16 protein-coding genes are annotated in these 16,576 nt (G+C 39.4%); 9 read left to right on the top strand and 7 right to left on the bottom strand.

Annotated elements, in window-relative coordinates; translation table 11 throughout:
* The 4 genes from JEP36_RS15545 to JEP36_RS15530 form a co-directional block, all read left to right on the top strand.
* On the top strand, positions 1–2,782 hold a 2,782-nt coding region (locus JEP36_RS15545), incomplete at its 5' end, for a phage tail tape measure protein (RefSeq protein WP_198630437.1).
* The gene (locus JEP36_RS15540) at positions 2,782–3,246 is read left to right on the top strand and encodes a phage tail protein (RefSeq protein ID WP_036907694.1); all 465 of its coding nucleotides are present in this window, start codon (positions 2,782–2,784) and stop codon (positions 3,244–3,246) included. The genes JEP36_RS15545 and JEP36_RS15540, both read left to right, overlap by 1 nt.
* Positions 3,246–4,343, top strand: coding sequence for a phage late control D family protein (locus JEP36_RS15535; RefSeq protein WP_198630436.1), 1,098 nt, complete (start codon positions 3,246–3,248; stop codon positions 4,341–4,343). The genes JEP36_RS15540 and JEP36_RS15535 overlap by 1 nt, the downstream gene beginning before the upstream one ends.
* A 52-nt stretch (positions 4,344–4,395) precedes the next feature.
* Entirely contained in the window at positions 4,396–4,614 is a 219-nt protein-coding gene (locus JEP36_RS15530) for an ogr/Delta-like zinc finger family protein (protein WP_071233994.1), read from the top strand.
* A 46-nt stretch (positions 4,615–4,660) separates the two neighbouring features.
* Here JEP36_RS15530 and JEP36_RS15525 read toward each other — a convergent pair whose 3' ends face one another.
* Positions 4,661–4,864: a hypothetical protein gene (locus tag JEP36_RS15525; protein ID WP_064505875.1), complete on the bottom strand. Its 204-nt coding sequence runs from the start codon at positions 4,862–4,864 to the stop codon at positions 4,661–4,663.
* Positions 4,865–4,958: 94 nt separating this feature from the next.
* Here JEP36_RS15525 and JEP36_RS15520 point away from each other — a divergent pair, with 94 nt between their 5' ends.
* A complete protein-coding gene (locus JEP36_RS15520) occupies positions 4,959–5,282 on the top strand; it encodes a hypothetical protein (RefSeq protein ID WP_072070640.1) in 324 nt (107 codons plus the stop codon).
* A 281-nt stretch (positions 5,283–5,563) separates the two neighbouring features.
* On the opposite strand, the gene JEP36_RS15515 is transcribed toward JEP36_RS15520, so the two are convergent.
* Both JEP36_RS15515 and fabG read right to left on the bottom strand, forming a co-directional pair.
* Positions 5,564–6,688 carry a glycosyltransferase family 9 protein gene (locus JEP36_RS15515; RefSeq protein WP_196564333.1) on the bottom strand — a complete coding sequence of 375 codons (1,125 nt, stop codon included), beginning with the start codon at positions 6,686–6,688 and terminating at the stop codon, positions 5,564–5,566.
* A gap of 214 nt (positions 6,689–6,902) precedes the next feature.
* Complete coding sequence (fabG, locus tag JEP36_RS15510) at positions 6,903–7,658, bottom strand: 3-oxoacyl-ACP reductase FabG (RefSeq protein ID WP_198630435.1); 756 nt, start codon at positions 7,656–7,658, stop codon at positions 6,903–6,905.
* Positions 7,659–8,190: 532 nt separating this feature from the next.
* Here fabG and pfkA point away from each other — a divergent pair.
* Both pfkA and JEP36_RS15500 read left to right on the top strand, forming a co-directional pair.
* Positions 8,191–9,168 carry a 6-phosphofructokinase gene (pfkA, locus tag JEP36_RS15505; protein WP_075673000.1) on the top strand — a complete coding sequence of 326 codons (978 nt, stop codon included), beginning with the start codon at positions 8,191–8,193 and terminating at the stop codon, positions 9,166–9,168.
* Positions 9,169–9,425: 257 nt separating this feature from the next.
* Positions 9,426–10,427, top strand: a complete 1,002-nt coding sequence (locus JEP36_RS15500; RefSeq protein WP_198630434.1) for a sulfate ABC transporter substrate-binding protein — start codon at positions 9,426–9,428, stop codon at positions 10,425–10,427.
* A 101-nt stretch (positions 10,428–10,528) separates the two neighbouring features.
* On the opposite strand, the gene tpiA is transcribed toward JEP36_RS15500, so the two are convergent.
* Both tpiA and JEP36_RS15490 read right to left on the bottom strand, forming a co-directional pair.
* Complete coding sequence (gene tpiA / locus JEP36_RS15495; protein ID WP_069366847.1) at positions 10,529–11,299, bottom strand: triose-phosphate isomerase; 771 nt, start codon at positions 11,297–11,299, stop codon at positions 10,529–10,531.
* Between the two features lie 106 nt (positions 11,300–11,405).
* The gene (locus JEP36_RS15490) at positions 11,406–12,041 is read right to left on the bottom strand and encodes a DUF1454 family protein (RefSeq protein WP_198620343.1); all 636 of its coding nucleotides are present in this window, start codon (positions 12,039–12,041) and stop codon (positions 11,406–11,408) included.
* Positions 12,042–12,138: 97 nt separating this feature from the next.
* Here JEP36_RS15490 and JEP36_RS15485 point away from each other — a divergent pair, with 97 nt between their 5' ends.
* The gene (locus tag JEP36_RS15485) at positions 12,139–12,570 is read left to right on the top strand and encodes a DUF805 domain-containing protein (RefSeq protein WP_198626430.1); all 432 of its coding nucleotides are present in this window, start codon (positions 12,139–12,141) and stop codon (positions 12,568–12,570) included.
* Positions 12,571–12,643: 73 nt separating this feature from the next.
* On the opposite strand, the gene fpr is transcribed toward JEP36_RS15485, so the two are convergent.
* Positions 12,644–13,390: a ferredoxin--NADP(+) reductase gene (gene fpr / locus JEP36_RS15480; RefSeq protein WP_198620345.1), complete on the bottom strand. Its 747-nt coding sequence runs from the start codon at positions 13,388–13,390 to the stop codon at positions 12,644–12,646.
* Between the two features lie 337 nt (positions 13,391–13,727).
* Between fpr and emrD the strand changes: the two genes are divergently transcribed.
* The gene (gene emrD / locus JEP36_RS15475) at positions 13,728–14,912 is read left to right on the top strand and encodes a multidrug efflux MFS transporter EmrD (protein ID WP_198620346.1); all 1,185 of its coding nucleotides are present in this window, start codon (positions 13,728–13,730) and stop codon (positions 14,910–14,912) included.
* A 116-nt stretch (positions 14,913–15,028) separates the two neighbouring features.
* On the opposite strand, the gene glpK is transcribed toward emrD, so the two are convergent.
* A complete protein-coding gene (glpK, locus tag JEP36_RS15470) occupies positions 15,029–16,561 on the bottom strand; it encodes a glycerol kinase GlpK (RefSeq protein ID WP_151436595.1) in 1,533 nt (510 codons plus the stop codon).
* Positions 16,562–16,576: the final 15 nt, after the last annotated feature.

Raw genomic sequence — 16,576 nt, 5'->3', positions numbered from 1 at the left:
TAATAAGCGATTGGCGTCCGCTGTGCGCCAGTCGCGTGACTCGTTAAAAACACTTAATCAGCAAGCCTCACAAATTGACGGCTTTCGAAAAATTAAACAGCAGTTAACCTCCACACAGCAAGCGTACCAATCCGCCAGACAACGTGTTGCTACTCTCGCCAAAGAAATTGCCAACAGTGAAAATCCGACAAAAAAACAGTTAGAGGCGTTTAAAAAAGCGCAACGGGAAGCGGGGCAACTCAAAACCAAATATGAGCAATTACAGCAGTCGGCACAGCGACAGCGCTCGGCATTACAAGCCAATGGCATTTCTACTAATCAACTCGGTCAAGCACAACGGCGACTTAATGGTGATATTGAACGCACCACGCAACAGCTCCGCCGGCAAGAAAACCAATTAAGGCGCAGTGCCGAACAAGAACGGCGCATGGCGGCGGCTAAATCGCAGTATCAAAAAACGCTCGATGTACGTAATAAAATGGCGGGCGCCGGTGCTACTATGACAGCAACCGGTGCCGGTATGCTGTATTCCGCCAAACAAACCTTAATGCCGGGGTACGAGTTTAATGTTGGTATGTCAAAGGTGCAGGCATTAACGCGCTTAAATAAAAACTCCGATGAATTTAAGATGTTGCGCGAACAAGCGCGAGAGCTAGGCGCAACCACGGCATTTACTGCAAACCAAGTGGCGCAAGGTCAGGCATTCTACGCAATGGCAGGCTTTAAGCCTGAGCAAATTAAAAATGCCATGCCGGGCACATTGGCAATGTCATTAGCAGGTGATATTGATTTAGGTACCACGGCAGATATCGGATCCAATATTTTAACCGGCTTTGGGTTAAGCTCTGATGAAATGAGTCGAGTGAGTGATACGCTGGTAGGGGTATTTACACGAGCTAATGTTAATTTAGCAATGCTCGGTGATACCATGAAATATGTTGCTCCTCCTGCATCTTCATTAGGTGTTGATTTAGAAACTACTGCCGCCGCTGCTGGCAAGTTAGGGGATGCGGGGATTCAAGCAAGTACGGCAGGTACAAGCTTAAAATCTATTTTTGGACGGCTTGCCGCACCAACTTCGGAAGTCTCTAAAGCGTTAAAAGAAATAAATCTAAAAACAACCGATTCAAAAGGAAATTTTAGAGAGTTCACGGAGATATTGGTCGAGTTAGACAAAAAAACTAAAGGTATGGGTAATGCTCAACGCGCTGGCTTATTTAAAAAATTAGCCGGTGAAGAAGCTTTTAGTTCATTAATGGTTTTAGTAGATCAGGCATCCACAGGCTCTTTACAAAAATTAATAGCAGAACTCAAGGCGTCAAAAGGTGAAGCCCAAAAAGTGGCGGGCACCATGACGGATAACTTAAGCGGGGATATGAAAAACCTGCAATCTGCATGGGAAGATTTAGGCATTCAGATTTTTGACGGTATTGATAGCCCGTTGCGTCAGATATCACAAAGTATTACAAGTGTTATTTCTAAAGTCGGTGTGTGGATGAAAGAAAACCCTGAACTGGCTAAAACACTGACTATGGTGGGTTTAGCCATTGCAGGCATTATTACCACACTGGGTGTGCTCTCGTTATCCATTGCCGCAATGTTAGGGCCATTAGCCGCCGCGAAATTAAGCCTGTCAATTTTAGGCATTAAAGGCAGTGGCGCGTTAACACTGTTATTAAAACCAATTAAATTATTAGGCAGTGCATTTTTAGGATTGGGTAAAGCCATGTTAGCTAACCCTATTTTGTTAGCTATTGCCGCTATTGCCGGGGCTATTTATCTGATTTATAAAAACTGGGATAAGATTGAGCCGTATATCACCAAGGTGTGGGAGTCTGTTAAACAGCGTACCGCTATCGCATGGCAAGCATTGAAAGAGACTATTTTAAAAGCATGGGAAGGGATTAAATACATCTTCTTTAACTGGACGATTCCGGGCTTAATTGCAAAACATTGGGATAGTATTATTGGCTATACCAAAACCGCGTGGGCGTCGGTTAAATCTGTAATTTCAGGTATCTGGGAAGGAATAAAAACCTTTTTCATGACACAAACGTTACCGGGGATTATTTATAGCAATTGGGATCAAATCGTTAAGTACACCCAAGAAAAATGGGAATTCCTTAAAACGACAATATCGACTAAATGGGATGAGATTGTCGAAGACACCAAAGCGTTACCGGCTAAATTTTTACAGTTTGGTAGCGACCTGATTGATTCCATTATTCAGGGAATAAAAAACAAATGGACAGACTTTAAAAATAGCATTGGGGAATTGGCAACCGCTGCCAAAGAAGCATTGACACCGGAGTTTGCTAAAACCTCCGATCCAAAAGTGCAGTCTGCGTTAGATTCTTACAACAGTAATTTTGCCGGTATGTATGATTCAGGCGGTTATATTCCCCGTGGTCAGTTTGGTATTGCCGGCGAAAATGGCCCTGAAATTGTTGAGGGCCCTGCGAATATCACAAGCCGTAAACACACCGCCATGTTAGCGACAGCCGCATTATCGCTAGGCAGTGCCTTTTCATTACAGGCACAAAATGCCCCGTTACACCCGTACAGTTTGCCGGTTGAAAACTATCGTACGGCACCGGCTAACGTGAACATTCAGCAACAACGTTATCAAGGCGCGCCGGCACATTATGAAATTAATATTCATCCTCAATCGAATCAATCCGCGCAAGATATCGCACAACTTGTTATCGCGGAAATTGAACGCCGTGAACGTGACAAACAAGCACGATTAAATAGCCGTTATCAAGATAATGAGGTGTGGTAATGATGGCAGCACTTGGGGTATTTGTGTTTGAGTTACGCACAGTACCTTATCAATCTCTACAAAAACAACAAACGTGGCGACATGGTTTTACTCAACGTGTCGCACGCCGACCGGCACAACAATTTATTGGCCCTGATACTGATGTGATCACTTTATCGGGAGCGCTTTATCCCTCATTAACCGGCGGTAAAGTGTCGTTGTTAGCATTGGAATTAATGGCGGATAGTGGTAAAGCGTGGTCGTTTATTGATGGTACGGGCACCATTCACGGCATGTTTGTGATCACCGATTTACAACGCACCCATACCGAATTTTTCCAAGACGGCGCCGCCAGAAAAATTGATTTCTCGCTGACATTAAAGCGTGTTGATGACTCCATCAGTCAGATGTTGGGAGATTTAAGCGACCAATTAGGCATGATGGCCAATGGTGCCGGTGAAGCGATGAAAGGAGTTTTATCATAATGCTGCCAGAAATGATCACCGGTAAAAGTAGCACGCCAGCTTTCGTGTTAATTGCCGGTGATGAAGATATTAGCGCCAAAATTCAAGGGCGATTAATTTCACTTTCATTAACGGATAATCGGGGCTTTGAAGCTGACCGGCTTGATATTGAGTTAGATGATTCTGACGGCGCATTAATGATGCCAAAACGGGGTGAGGTATTAACTTTACATCTTGGTTGGCAGGGTGAAAACCTTATTCATAAAGGCTCGTTTACGGTCGATGAGATAGAGCATTCAGGTGTACCCGATAAAATGACATTACGTGCTCGTAGTGCCGACTTTAGGGCAACGCTGAATGTTCGCCGTGAAATGTCGTATCATCAAAAAACATTAGGCGATATCGTGAGAACCATTGCAGGGCGTAATAATGTCACGGCGGTGGTTGATCCTGGTCTTGATACAGTGAAGATTGAACACATCGACCAGACCAATGAGTCAGACGGCAGTTTTTTAACCCGCTTAGGGCAATTAAATGGTGCCACCGCCTGTGTTAAAAACGGGAGTTTGCTGTTTATGGTGCAAGGGGGCAATACCACCGCCAGTGGTCAAGCATTACCGCTAGTACAAATCACCCGCAGTGTGGGGGATGGACACCGTTTTTCATTAGTCGATAGAGGTGCTTACACTGGCGTGACTGCCAATTATTTAAATACCCGTAAGCCACAAGAAAAAACACAGTCACAAATTCGCCGTAGAAAACCGACTACCGATAAACCGAAAAAAGAAGAAGAGAAACAAGGGGAGTACCTTGTCGGTGAAGAAGGTAATGTGATGGTGTTGTCTCACACTTATGCAAGTAAAACCAATGCCGAACGCGCTGCTAAAGCCGCATGGGAAAAAATACAGCGGGGCGTTGCTTCATTTAGCATTACCCTTGCAAAAGGACGTGCGGATCTCTTTCCTGAATTGCCGGTACAAGTGAGCGGTTTTAAACCTGAGATTGATGAAGCCTATTGGACATTGGTCACGGTGAGCCATTCCCTGAACAATAGCGGGTTTACCACCTCGTTAGAATTAGAAGTTAAAAGCAGTGAGATAGATATGGATAAGGAATAGTGCCTGTGTATAATTACAGGTAATTTCCACATCATAAAGAGGTAACCCGTTTATGATGATTTGTCCTGTTTGTGGTCATGCCGCACATACTCGTAGTAGTCAGCAAATATCTTCCGATACCAAAGAACGTTATAACCAGTGCCAGAATATCAATTGTGGCGCGACGTTCGTCAGCCATGAAACCGTAACGCGGTTTATTTCAAAACCTCAATTGATTGAACGAGTAGAGCCACATCTTGATAAGTATTGCCAACAGGCGTTAGCGATTTAATGAAAATGCCCGGAGTGTTCCGGGCGTTGTTTATATCTGAAATGTTCTATTTTTTCTTTGTATCACTTTCATCAGTACAAACTCGTTTTGATTTACTTGTGCTTCCATCATTACAAATAAATTTACCATTCTCACAGTGAGATACACCGCCTTTTTTACCAGAACAAGGGTAGTTTTGAGCTGATACAGTATTTATTGAAAGCAGATTAAGGACTGCAATCACTAGTACAGAAATGACAATTTTACTCATTGTAGATACACTCCTTTATAATTACAGAAATTGAAGTAATTGAACCGCTATTTAGTTTAGTTGTTTAAATTGAAAAAAGTTATAAGGATTTTTAATGAGAAAAAATATTTTAGGGATGTTATTTGCATTGCTACCAATGGGCGTTGCAAATGCAGCATATCTTTCTAATGATTATCCTGTTTGTATTTCAGAAGATTCATTTAACAGGTTATCAGCCGCGGCTAAACATAAAGACTTGGATGCGATAGAAAAAATGTTAGCTTCAGAATGTACTTACGTGAAAGACGGAACGGAAATTGAGAAAGTGGTATCTCAAGGGTGGACGTCAGGTATTGCTCATGTAAAAGTTTATGTTTCTGGAAATTTTATTGATCTATGGACAAATTCAGAAAATCTTAAATCGGGTACAAAAGAGTAAGCCTTCCATTTTTAGAAGGCTTATCTTTTTTTTCAATGTGGTCGTTTTTTCGTGGATGTGGACAGTTGGTGGACGGTGTACTGTTAGAATTCAATAAAAACAAAGAGTTAAGTTCTATTTTTGGACACCATCCCTGTCTTTTGCAGCCCCTCTGGAGAGGGGCTTTTTTTTATTGAGTAACTCTATTTAAAATTACAAGATAAGAAATTTCAAAAGTGCCTTATATTTTATCTGAGTATTTTTTCATTATTTTAGTAGTTCTTTTATAAAAAGAGTTACTGCTATTTGGGGGCTAAATATTTCTCTGATGCAGCTATTATTTGTTCAACAATATTATTGTCTTCATATGTTTTTGCATTAGAAACGAAAATTTGTTGAGAATTATCATAGCCGGGTCCCCACAATTTATTATTGTGGATAGCATCTTTATATATTGCTACTAGAGGGCGTCGGAATGTTGCAGAAATATGCACAATAGAGGTATCGGGTGATATAACAAGATCTGCTTTTGAGATCAATGCAATAGTGTGTTGTAGTGATTTTGGTATATATATTTTTGCATGGTTAAATGTATTGTCTGGTATTACTTTTTTATGATCTAAAATAATAATATTAATATCATTATAGAGGGAATTTAATTTTTCATCTATTTCTTTAGCTTGAGTTAAAGATAAACAACGGTCATCACTACCAGCAAATATGTTTATTATAATATTCTTAGTGTTTTTAGGTAGAGTAAATAAATAACTCTCTATTTCTTCATCAATATCATTGGGATAGCAAATATCATAATCTATGCTTTCCTCATTAATATTAAATTCTGCTAATAATAGCTCATATGATTTTTTTATATGATCTAAATTATAATCAAAATAAATTGATTTACTATAATGTTTTAACCAACTTTTCTTATTAAAACTAATAACGTTTTTTGCTGAAATTTCTTTTAAAAGCCTAGGTCTATGTATAGGAATATTAAACATAGATGGATCTATGATTAAATCATAATTATTTTCATTTAATTTTCTCACAACGTCCTTACTAACATTGTGATTGTGTTTCTTCATGAAATCATTAAGACTTATATTATTGGCAATATATATTTTTCTTATATTATTATTATATTTTAATATCGAGTCATTTGTTGATGTAACTAAAATATCAATTATATAGCCGTGTTGAGATAGTATCTTTATAATTGCAGTGTCTACAATGACATCACCTATTTTTCCTTCATTGCGCAAAATTAGTATTGTTTTTACTGAGTTGAAATCAATAGTTGTTTTTTTAGGTTTATCCCAAAGGATTTTTTCTATAAACAAGTTGAAATAATAGCGAATATCTTTCATCACATAATTTCGTTTTCTATTCCAAGCTCTTAATGTTGCAAATTTTTTTTTCTTCATAAAAATACAGCTAATAATAGATATTGTTAATGTATATAGATATGGTTACATGCAACGGTAACACATAACAATAAATGATTGTATAGTATTTTAATATACAGCTTTGATTTCAATTTAACCCGTTGATTTAATTGAACTAAATCAGGTGTATGGCTGGAGGGTAATTAAGGTAGTATAGAGATATCATAAAAATAATATCTCTATACTATATAAGCTACAACAACTCCTCTGGAGATTCAGGTAAAATCTGCCCGCCATCCACGATAATTGTTTGACCTGTAATATACTTGGCTTCATTCGACGCAAAGAATGCGGCGGCATAGCCGATATCTTCTGGTTCACCTAAAGTATGTGTTGGAATAGACGCTTTCATCTGATTTAAATAAGCTTCACCTTGCGCCTGTAAGCCTTCGGTGAGGATATTTCCTGGCATCACAGCATTGATGGTAATACCATGGCGTGCATATTCTAGTGCTGCGCTACGCATAAAACCCAATTGTCCTGCTTTACTTGCACCATAGTGGCTCCAACCCGGGTAACCCGTAATAGCGCCTGTAATAGAAGAAGTGATAATTACACGACCTTGTTTTTGTTTTTCCATTACGCGAAGGGCTGCTTTTACTAAGAAAAACATCCCCTTGAGGTTAACGGTGTGCATTTTATCCCAATCGGCTTCCGTCATCTCTTTAATAGTGGCTTGAGGGAAAATACCAGTATTGGAACAAAGAATATCGAGTTTACCGTACTCTTTCACTACATCATCAACCACTTTTTCGCAGGCAGATTGATGAGTGACATCAAGGTGCATAAACTCAATATTCAATTCTTGTTTTGTTTTATTGCCTGCAACATCATCAATATCGGCAATAATCACTTTCGCACCACTATTTTTTAGGGCAATAACGATACCTTTACCAATACCTTTTGCACCACCTGAAACCAAAGCGATTTTACCCGTTAAATCAAACATAAAACCTCCTATTAAGTGTGAGTTCCACTGTATCAGTCTAGATTGAAAAGCGGTAAATCAACCAGAGAACTTTGTTGATGGTCACAAATGTACCCTAGATCATCTTTTTCGTTGAAAGGATGACATCACAAAATAGAGAGATAAACGGTAGATAGAACATCACACCAGAGAAAACTGAATATTTATCAAAATATGCCGATGCTATTTTTTAGCGTAAATAGCGTTTTTTTGAGATGAATGCAAAAAGGCAGTAAAGTGTCTGTATAAAAAGTGTTAACTTATTGGCGAAATGCGTTTGAGATAGACTAGTATAATATTTATACAGGCTACTTGATTAGTTTAATGCGCATCAAGTTTATGAAAAAAAATGTACGATAATGATGAACTGGTAAAAAATATGCGTACAATGGTATTGTTGAATCAATTCAGCATTTACGATATCGGAAAATTACACCAGATAAGCCGGTATTGAAATAAAAAGTTATTCCAACAATTTTGCAATAATTACATCGAATAAGAATCAGAGGTAATCATGGTCAATGGGATCAAAAGAATTGGGGTTTTAACAAGTGGTGGTGATGCACCAGGTATGAATGCCGCGATCCGTGGTGTTGTCCGTGCCGCACTAAGTGAAGGTTTAGAGGTTTATGGGATTATGGATGGCTACATGGGGCTATACGAAAATCGCATGAAAAAACTCGACCGTTTTAGCGTGTCAGACATGATCAACCGTGGTGGTACATTCCTTGGTTCTGCTCGTTTCCCTGAGTTCCGTGAAGACAATGTACGTGCTGTTGCTATCGAAAACATGAAACAAAATGAGCTTGATGCCTTAGTTGTTATTGGTGGTGATGGTTCTTATTTAGGTGCAAAAAAATTAACGGAAGCAGGTTTTCCATGTATCGGTTTACCAGGCACAATCGATAATGATGTTGCTGGTACTGACTACACTATCGGCTATTTCACTGCATTAGAAACGGCTGTTGAAGCCATTGACCGCTTACGTGATACTTCAACTTCTCACAAACGTATCTCTATCGTAGAAGTGATGGGACGTTACTGTGGTGACTTAACACTGTCTGCGGCAATCGCAGGGGGCTGTGAATTTGTTGTTCTGCCTGAATCTGAATTACCTTTTAATCGTGATGAGTTATTGGCAGAAATCAAAGCGGGTATTGAACGTGGTAAACGTCACGCCATCGTTGCAATCACTGAACACGTTTGTGATGTGCATGAATTGGCTCGTTTTATTGAGGCTGAAACTAAACATGAAACGCGTGCAACGGTATTAGGTCATATCCAACGTGGTGGTTCTCCAGTTGCTTACGACCGTATTCTTGCTTCTCGCATGGGTGCTTACTCTGTACAACTGCTATTAGAAGGCTATGGCGGTCGTTGTGTCGGTATTCAAAACGAAAAACTGGTTCACCATGATATTATTGATGCGGTTATGAATATGAAACGTGTCTTTAAGGCTGATTGGTATGAAACAGCGAAAAAATTGTACTAAGCAATAGCCTCACCGTAATACCAAAGCCTTTCTGAGTTCTATCCTTATTCGTGAACTGCTCTGATACTTTTTTGTGTCAGAGTAGTTTCTCGAGTGAAAACATTTCATTTAGCGATCTCTATCCTCCTTTATTTCTTCTGCTCCCCTTTATATTGATAGATATATTCCTGTTGTGTATATCCATCGGCTTTTTGTTATTTCATCGTTATAAAACTTTCTGTCAGCCTAGTTAAATACTTAACGATAGGGGGATAGATATGTTTAAACAATGGGGTGTGTTATCAACCGTTTTAATGGCATTACTTTTTTCCAATATTTTATGGGCTAAAGATATTCAATTATTGAATGTCTCTTATGATCCAACGAGAGAACTTTATCAGCAGTATAATCAAGCATTTAGTCAGTATTGGGAGCAGAAAACGGGAGATAAAGTGACTATTCGTCAATCACATGGTGGCTCAGGAAAGCAAGCAACATCGGTAATAAATGGTATTGAAGCGGATGTTGTTACCTTAGCACTAGCTTATGACATAGATGCAATCGCTCAAAGAGGGAGTATTGATAAACGGTGGCTAAAACGACTTCCTGATAATTCAGCCCCTTACACGTCAACAATCGTTTTTCTGGTCAGAAAAGGAAACCCTAAACAAATAGTCGATTGGGATTCATTAATCAAACCAGGTGTTTCAATTATTACCCCTAATCCAAAAACCTCAGGCGGTGCGAGATGGAACTATCTTGCAGCGTGGGGATATGGATTAAAAGCCAATCATCAAGACAGTGAAAAAGCCAAAGCCTTCGTCAAAGCACTTTATCAGCAAGTTGAGGTGTTAGATTCAGGTGCAAGAGGAGCCACAAACACCTTTGTTGAACGGGGCATTGGTGATGTATTGATTGCATGGGAAAACGAAGCTTTATTAGCGATTAATGAATTAGGGGCTGATAAATTTGAAATTGTTACTCCATCAGTTTCTATTCTTGCAGAGCCTACCGTTTCTGTCGTTGATAAAGTGGTTGATAAGCGAGGCACACGAGAAATCGCTACCGCTTATTTAGAGTATCTTTATTCACCACAAGGACAAGAAATCGCTGCGAAAAACTATTATCGCCCTAGAGATAAAGCGATAGCGGAAAAATATCAAAGTAGTTTTCCAAAACTAGAGTTATTTACGCTTAATAACGTTTTTGGCGATTGGCAATCTGCACAGAAAACACATTTTGCGACAGGCGGTGTGTTTGATGAAATAAGTCGTCGCTGATCACACGGCTAGAAACAAAAAAATCACCTTCTGCTTTATCTTCAGTAAGGTGATTTTCTCTATTTTTTATCGATTAATGGCATAGGCCAGAAAGATAAAAATTATTTTTTCGCTTTAGCTTGTGCTGCTGCTTTAACGATAACGGCAAATGCGTCCGCTTTCAGTGAAGCGCCACCAACTAATGCGCCATCGATGTCTGGTTGACCAAACAGTTCGGCTGCATTTTTATCATTAACAGAGCCACCGTATTGAATGATCACTTGTTCAGCGATAGCAGCATCTTTTTTCGCGATATGATCACGAATAAATTTATGAACCGCTTGAGCTTGTGCTGGAGTTGCAGATTTACCTGTACCGATAGCCCAAATTGGCTCATAAGCAATAACGGCATCTTTAAATGCTGCTGCACCATGTGCATTTAAAACAGCATCAATTTGGCGAGCACACACTTCTTGTGTTTTGCCTGCTTCATTTTCTGCTTCAGTTTCACCGATACATAATACAGGTGTTAAACCTAACTCTTTTAACACGCCGAATTTTTGAGCGATAAACTCGTCAGATTCTTTATGATAAGTACGACGCTCAGAGTGACCAATGATAACGTATTTAACATCAACGTTTTTCAGCATTTCTGCTGAAGTTTCACCAGTGAAAGCACCTGATAAGTTAACACCTGTATCTTGAGCACCTAATGCAATACGGCTTCCACCAATTTCATGGCGTGCTTGGCATAGGTAAACTGCTGGTGGTGCGATAGCAACATCACAACCCGCAACACCGCTAACTTCTTTACGTAATGCAGCAATTAATTCATGAACCATATGAATGCTGCCGTTGAGTTTCCAGTTACCCATGACTAATGGATGGCGCATAACTTTTCCTCCAACCGAGTGGTTTAAATTTAGTTTGCTAATAAACACGAATTCTGTTGATGCACAACAGTATAGAGAACAATGAATAGAATAGCTTTGTTTTTTATCACGGAATAGCTGAAACGATCTTGCTGTTTAAAGAAAGCTTAATCGGTTCAATGGCGAAGGTGGTTAATTGGTCATCTTCATGGGCAATAATATAGCGAATAGCACCCACATCATGGCTAATGTAATCAGAATTTTGATTTTTAAATGCGAATAAATTGAGAGCTTCTTGAATTTGCTCTTGGGTTATTGATGAGTCAAATTGGGCGATCAAAGTGATAATATATTGTGTTGTTAGCTCGCGATTTATTTTTTCTAATTCAGGTGAATCTGGGGAGTGGATCAGCGTGAGTTGTAAACTTTTTATTTTTTCACTCCCGCGCTCTAATATTGCAGATGAATAGAGATAAGGCGTAATACGCGTTGCAGCTCTAACAAGAGGGATCGCAATATCGTGATTAGTAATAATTTTATATTCGTTAAGCGATAACAACGGATTTTGTTGATTGAACTTAGCTCTTAGCTCTGGAATGGTTATCTCAAAAACAGGTGCATCTTGTTTAAGATAGGCAATATCATCTTTAGTGGGCTGTTTTTGTGTGACAGACATTTCTGTTGCAAAAACAGAAGTTGGCAAACAAAGAGCAATACTTATGATTATCAGGTATAACGTAGAAAGTGTGTTTGCTTTTATCATCTGTCCTCCGCTTATCTGTGCTGTTATTGGCTAGTCTGTATTATTTGATACCAAATGGACAGTGTAATTCACAAATTAAGTAAATTATTGAGAATTTATGACCTTACAACATTGGGCATTTTCATTCAAAGGACGAATTGGACGTCGTGATTTCTGGGCTGGTTTAGGGGCTTGTTTTGCTCTTTTTTTAGGCTTATTTATTATTAATGATATGATTTATCCATTACCAGCTATTGTTATGTGGATACTCATCTTTTTTATTCTTTATCCTTTATGCGCGATTTTTACAAAAAGACTGCATGATAGAAATAAAAGAGGAATATGGCTCTTATTACTCTTACTTGCCGTGATGTTAGGATTAGCCGATACCAGTAGTTTAGAACCTTTTTGGCAATGGGCGATTGGACGTTTTCTTCCTTCTTTTATTGGGATGATTATGTTGCTTGATTGTGGTGTATTTATTGGTAATGACGGTGAAAACTATTTTGGTAAACAAACTGAGCAAGTGGATTACCGACGCTTACGCTAATACTTTTTATTAAAATAAATTAATAAGGGCGAAAGAGAAGAATTCGCCCCTATTATTATTTCTCTTTTTCATATTACCAATATTGCTCACTGGTGATATGCCCGGGTTTTCGTCGTAAATGCTTACGCATTTCCCGCTGCTCTTTCAAGAGTTGTTGAGTGTCTCTGACCATTTGTGGATTACCACACAACATAATATGGCTCTCTTCTGGGCTGATGGTTAGGCCAACTGTTTTTTCTAAAGCCCCACTTTCAATGAGTGCAGGAATACGTCCTGTTAATGAGCCAATATGATTTTCACGGCTGACAACGGTTTGAATGCGTAATTTGCCTTGATAACGTTCAACGAGTTTTTCCATTAAAGGTAAATAGCTTAAGTCATTAGCATATCGAACAGCGTGGACAAGAACGATATTTTCAAATCGAGAAAGATCTTCACCTAATTGTAAAATAGAGAGGAAAGGGCCGATAGCGGTGCCTGTCGAAAGCATCCAAAGTGTATTCGCGGTGGGTACTTCTTCTAATACAAAAAAGCCACTGGCTTGTTCGGTCACAAGAACTTCATCACCTATTTTTAGTGCGCACAATTTAGGGCTTAATTTTCCATCAGGCACAGTCACCAGATAGAACTCTAAATTGGGATCATTAGGTGCATTCACATAAGAGTAGGCTCGTTGTACTCGCTCGCCATCAATATCTAGCGCTAATTTTGCAAATTGCCCAGCTGTAAACTTATCAATAGGAGCATTGACGACAAGACTCATTAACGCATCAGTCCAGTGATGAACTTGAGTAACTTTTCCATTCACCCAATTAGCCATAGAGATTATCTCCTTTTGATAAATATGCTTATGTTGATTATTTATTCTAAATAGGAAGCGATTTTTTATTTATCAAGATGGTGTGGTGATGTTATTTATCTGAGATTTTGTCAATCAATGACACAATATGTACATTTATATTGACAGCTATGGTGTTTTTCTCTGACATTAGGTGTCATACAAAAATTGCTGGCTATCTCGCAAATTTCTCCAAATTTGTTAACTTAGTCTCATTCTGAAAAGGCATGCATTTTGCAGAGTTTATTTTTATAAATTCTCTGTGGTGTGTGCCTGTCCGTTAATTTATTTATCTGAAATTCTTGAGCAAAGAAAAGAAATGAGAAAGTTAGAGCATGCAAATCTATTATTATTGATAATTGCACTGGTTGCTGTGGGTCAAATGACTCAAACTATTTATGTTCCTGTTATTGCTGATATGGCCGTTTACTTTGGTGAGCCAACCGGAGCGGTACAGCAAGTTATGGGTGCCTATCTTTTTTCTTATGGTTTTTCACAGCTAATTTATGGACCTATTTCCGACAAAGTAGGGCGCCGTCCTGTTATTTTAGTTGGTATGACTATTTTTTGTTTATCAACACTCGTAGCGATTTTCTCGCAAAATTTAACCACACTGGTGATTGCAAGTACCTTACAAGGGATGGGAACCGGTGTTGCAGGTGTAATGACACGTACCCAACCTCGTGATTTATATACAGGAACTGCATTACGTTACGCCAATAGTTTGTTAAATATGGGCGTTTTAGTTAGCCCATTATTAGCGCCGATGATTGGTGGTGTTGTCGCTCACTTCTTTGGCTGGCATGCGTGTTATATCTTCTTATTATTATTGGGAAGTAGCGTTCTTTTCTGTATGTATCGTTGGATGCCTGAAACACGTCCTGTACAAGTTGAAAAACGTAAAATGTTATCATCATTTTACTTACTGCTTTCAAACAGTACCTTCAGTGCATTTTTAATTATGCTGATTTGTGCGTTATCAGGTATTGCGGTCTTTGAGGCATCAAGCGGTGTATTGATGGGCGGCGTGTTGGGATTAAATAGTATTACTATCAGTATATTATTTATTTTGCCTATTCCCGCTGCATTTTTTGGTGCTTGGTATGCAGGCCGTGAAGGCAAAACCTTTGTACAGCTGATGTGGCATTCTGTGTTTTGTTGTTTATCCGCAGGGATTTTAATGTGGATCCCCGGTTGGCTAAATATTATTAATATTTGGACTTTATTAGTACCCGCAGCACTATTTTTCTTTGGTGCAGGTATGCTATTCCCATTAGCAACAACAGGGGCGATGGAGCCATTCCCTTATTTAGCGGGTTCAGCAGGTGCACTGGTGGGTGGTTTACAAAATGTAGGTTCCGGTGTAGCAACATGGTTTTCTGCTTTACTGCCACAACATAATCAATTCAGTTTAGGTATGATTATGTTTGCTATGTCAGTAGTGATTATGCTTTGTTGGCTTCCTTTGGCTCATCGTTTTAGCCATGAAGAACATACTATTTAGTTGATTGATGTAGTGACTGAAATAAAAAATGCCGAGATAAAAATCTCGGCATTTTGGTTTTGTAGCCTAGGCTACTTCTCTCTCAAACAGTTTTACTGCAATTAACCTTTACTGAATTAACCGCGATCTTCCCATTCTTGAGCGCGAGCGACGGCTTTTTTCCAGCCGTTATAGCGATAGTTACGCTCAGTGGTTTCGATGCCAGGGCGGAATTCCTTATCAATAGCGGCTTTGTTTTTCACTTCTTCTAAATCACTCCAAAAACCGATAGCAAGACCAGCAAGGAATGCAGCACCTAATGCGGTACTTTCACGAACAACAGGGCGTTCTACACGCGTACCTAAAATATCGGATTGGAACTGCATTAAGAAGTTGTTGGCAACAGCACCACCATCAACACGCAGTGATTGTAAACGTGCGCCTGAATCAGCTTGCATTGCATCAAGCACATCGCGTGTTTGATAAGCGATAGACTCTAAGGTTGCACGAATAATGTGATTACGGTTAGCGCCACGGGTTAAACCAAAAATAGCACCACGAGCATACGGATCCCAATATGGTGCGCCTAAACCTGTAAATGCAGGAACAACATAGACGCCATTAGTATCATTAACTTTAGTTGCGAAGTATTCAGAGTCAGTAGCTTCATCAATGAGTTTTAGCTCATCACGTAGCCATTGAATAGAAGCACCACCAACGAATACCGCACCTTCTAGGGCATAGTTCACTTCACCGCGAGGACCACAACAAATTGTTGTTAACAAACCATGATTAGAACGAACAGCTTCTTTACCTGTATTCATCAGTAAGAAGCAACCCGTACCATAGGTATTTTTTGCCATGCCGCTTTGTACGCAAAGCTGACCATAAAGTGCAGCTTGTTGGTCACCCGCCATACCGGCAATAGGAATACGTGTCCCCCCTTTACCACCAATGTTTGTTTGGCCATAAACTTCTGAAGATGGCACTACTTTTGGTAGCATATTGCGAGGAATATCCAGCAGATCGAGGATTTTTTGATCCCAATCTAAAGAGTGGATATTAAATAACATGGTACGTGAGGCGTTAGTGAAATCTGTAACGTGAACGCGACCTTGTGTCATTTTCCAAACTAACCAAGTATCAACAGTACCGAATAACAATTCGCCTTTTTCTGCTTTTTCACGAGCGCCTTCGACGTTGTCGAGGATCCATTTTAATTTTGTACCAGAGAAATAAGGGTCAACCATTAAACCCGTGTTTTGACGGATATATTCTTCAACACCTTCTTTATCTTTTAAGCGAGTACAGAAATCCGCAGTACGACGGCATTGCCATACAATTGCATTATAAACAGGTTTACCTGTTTCTTTATCCCATACAATGGTGGTTTCACGTTGGTTTGTGATACCAATACCTGCAACGTGGTCGGATGGAATATCTGCTTTTGCTAATACTTCAACTAAGGTTGCACTTTGTGTCGCCCAAATTTCCATTGGATCGTGTTCAACCCAGCCTGGCTTAGGATAGATTTGGGTGAATTCACGTTGTGAAATACTGACGATATTGGCATCGTGGTCAATGACTACGGCGCGTGAACTGGTTGTACCCTGATCCAGTGCAACAATGTATTTTTTCTCGGTATTCGATGTATTTGTTTCTGTCGTCATGTTAGTAACCTGTTC

The sequence above is a fragment of the Proteus sp. PR00208 genome, from assembly GCF_016238545.1.
Classification (GTDB): Bacteria; Pseudomonadota; Gammaproteobacteria; order Enterobacterales; family Enterobacteriaceae; genus Proteus.
This window is presented reverse-complemented; position numbering and strand designations above follow the sequence as displayed.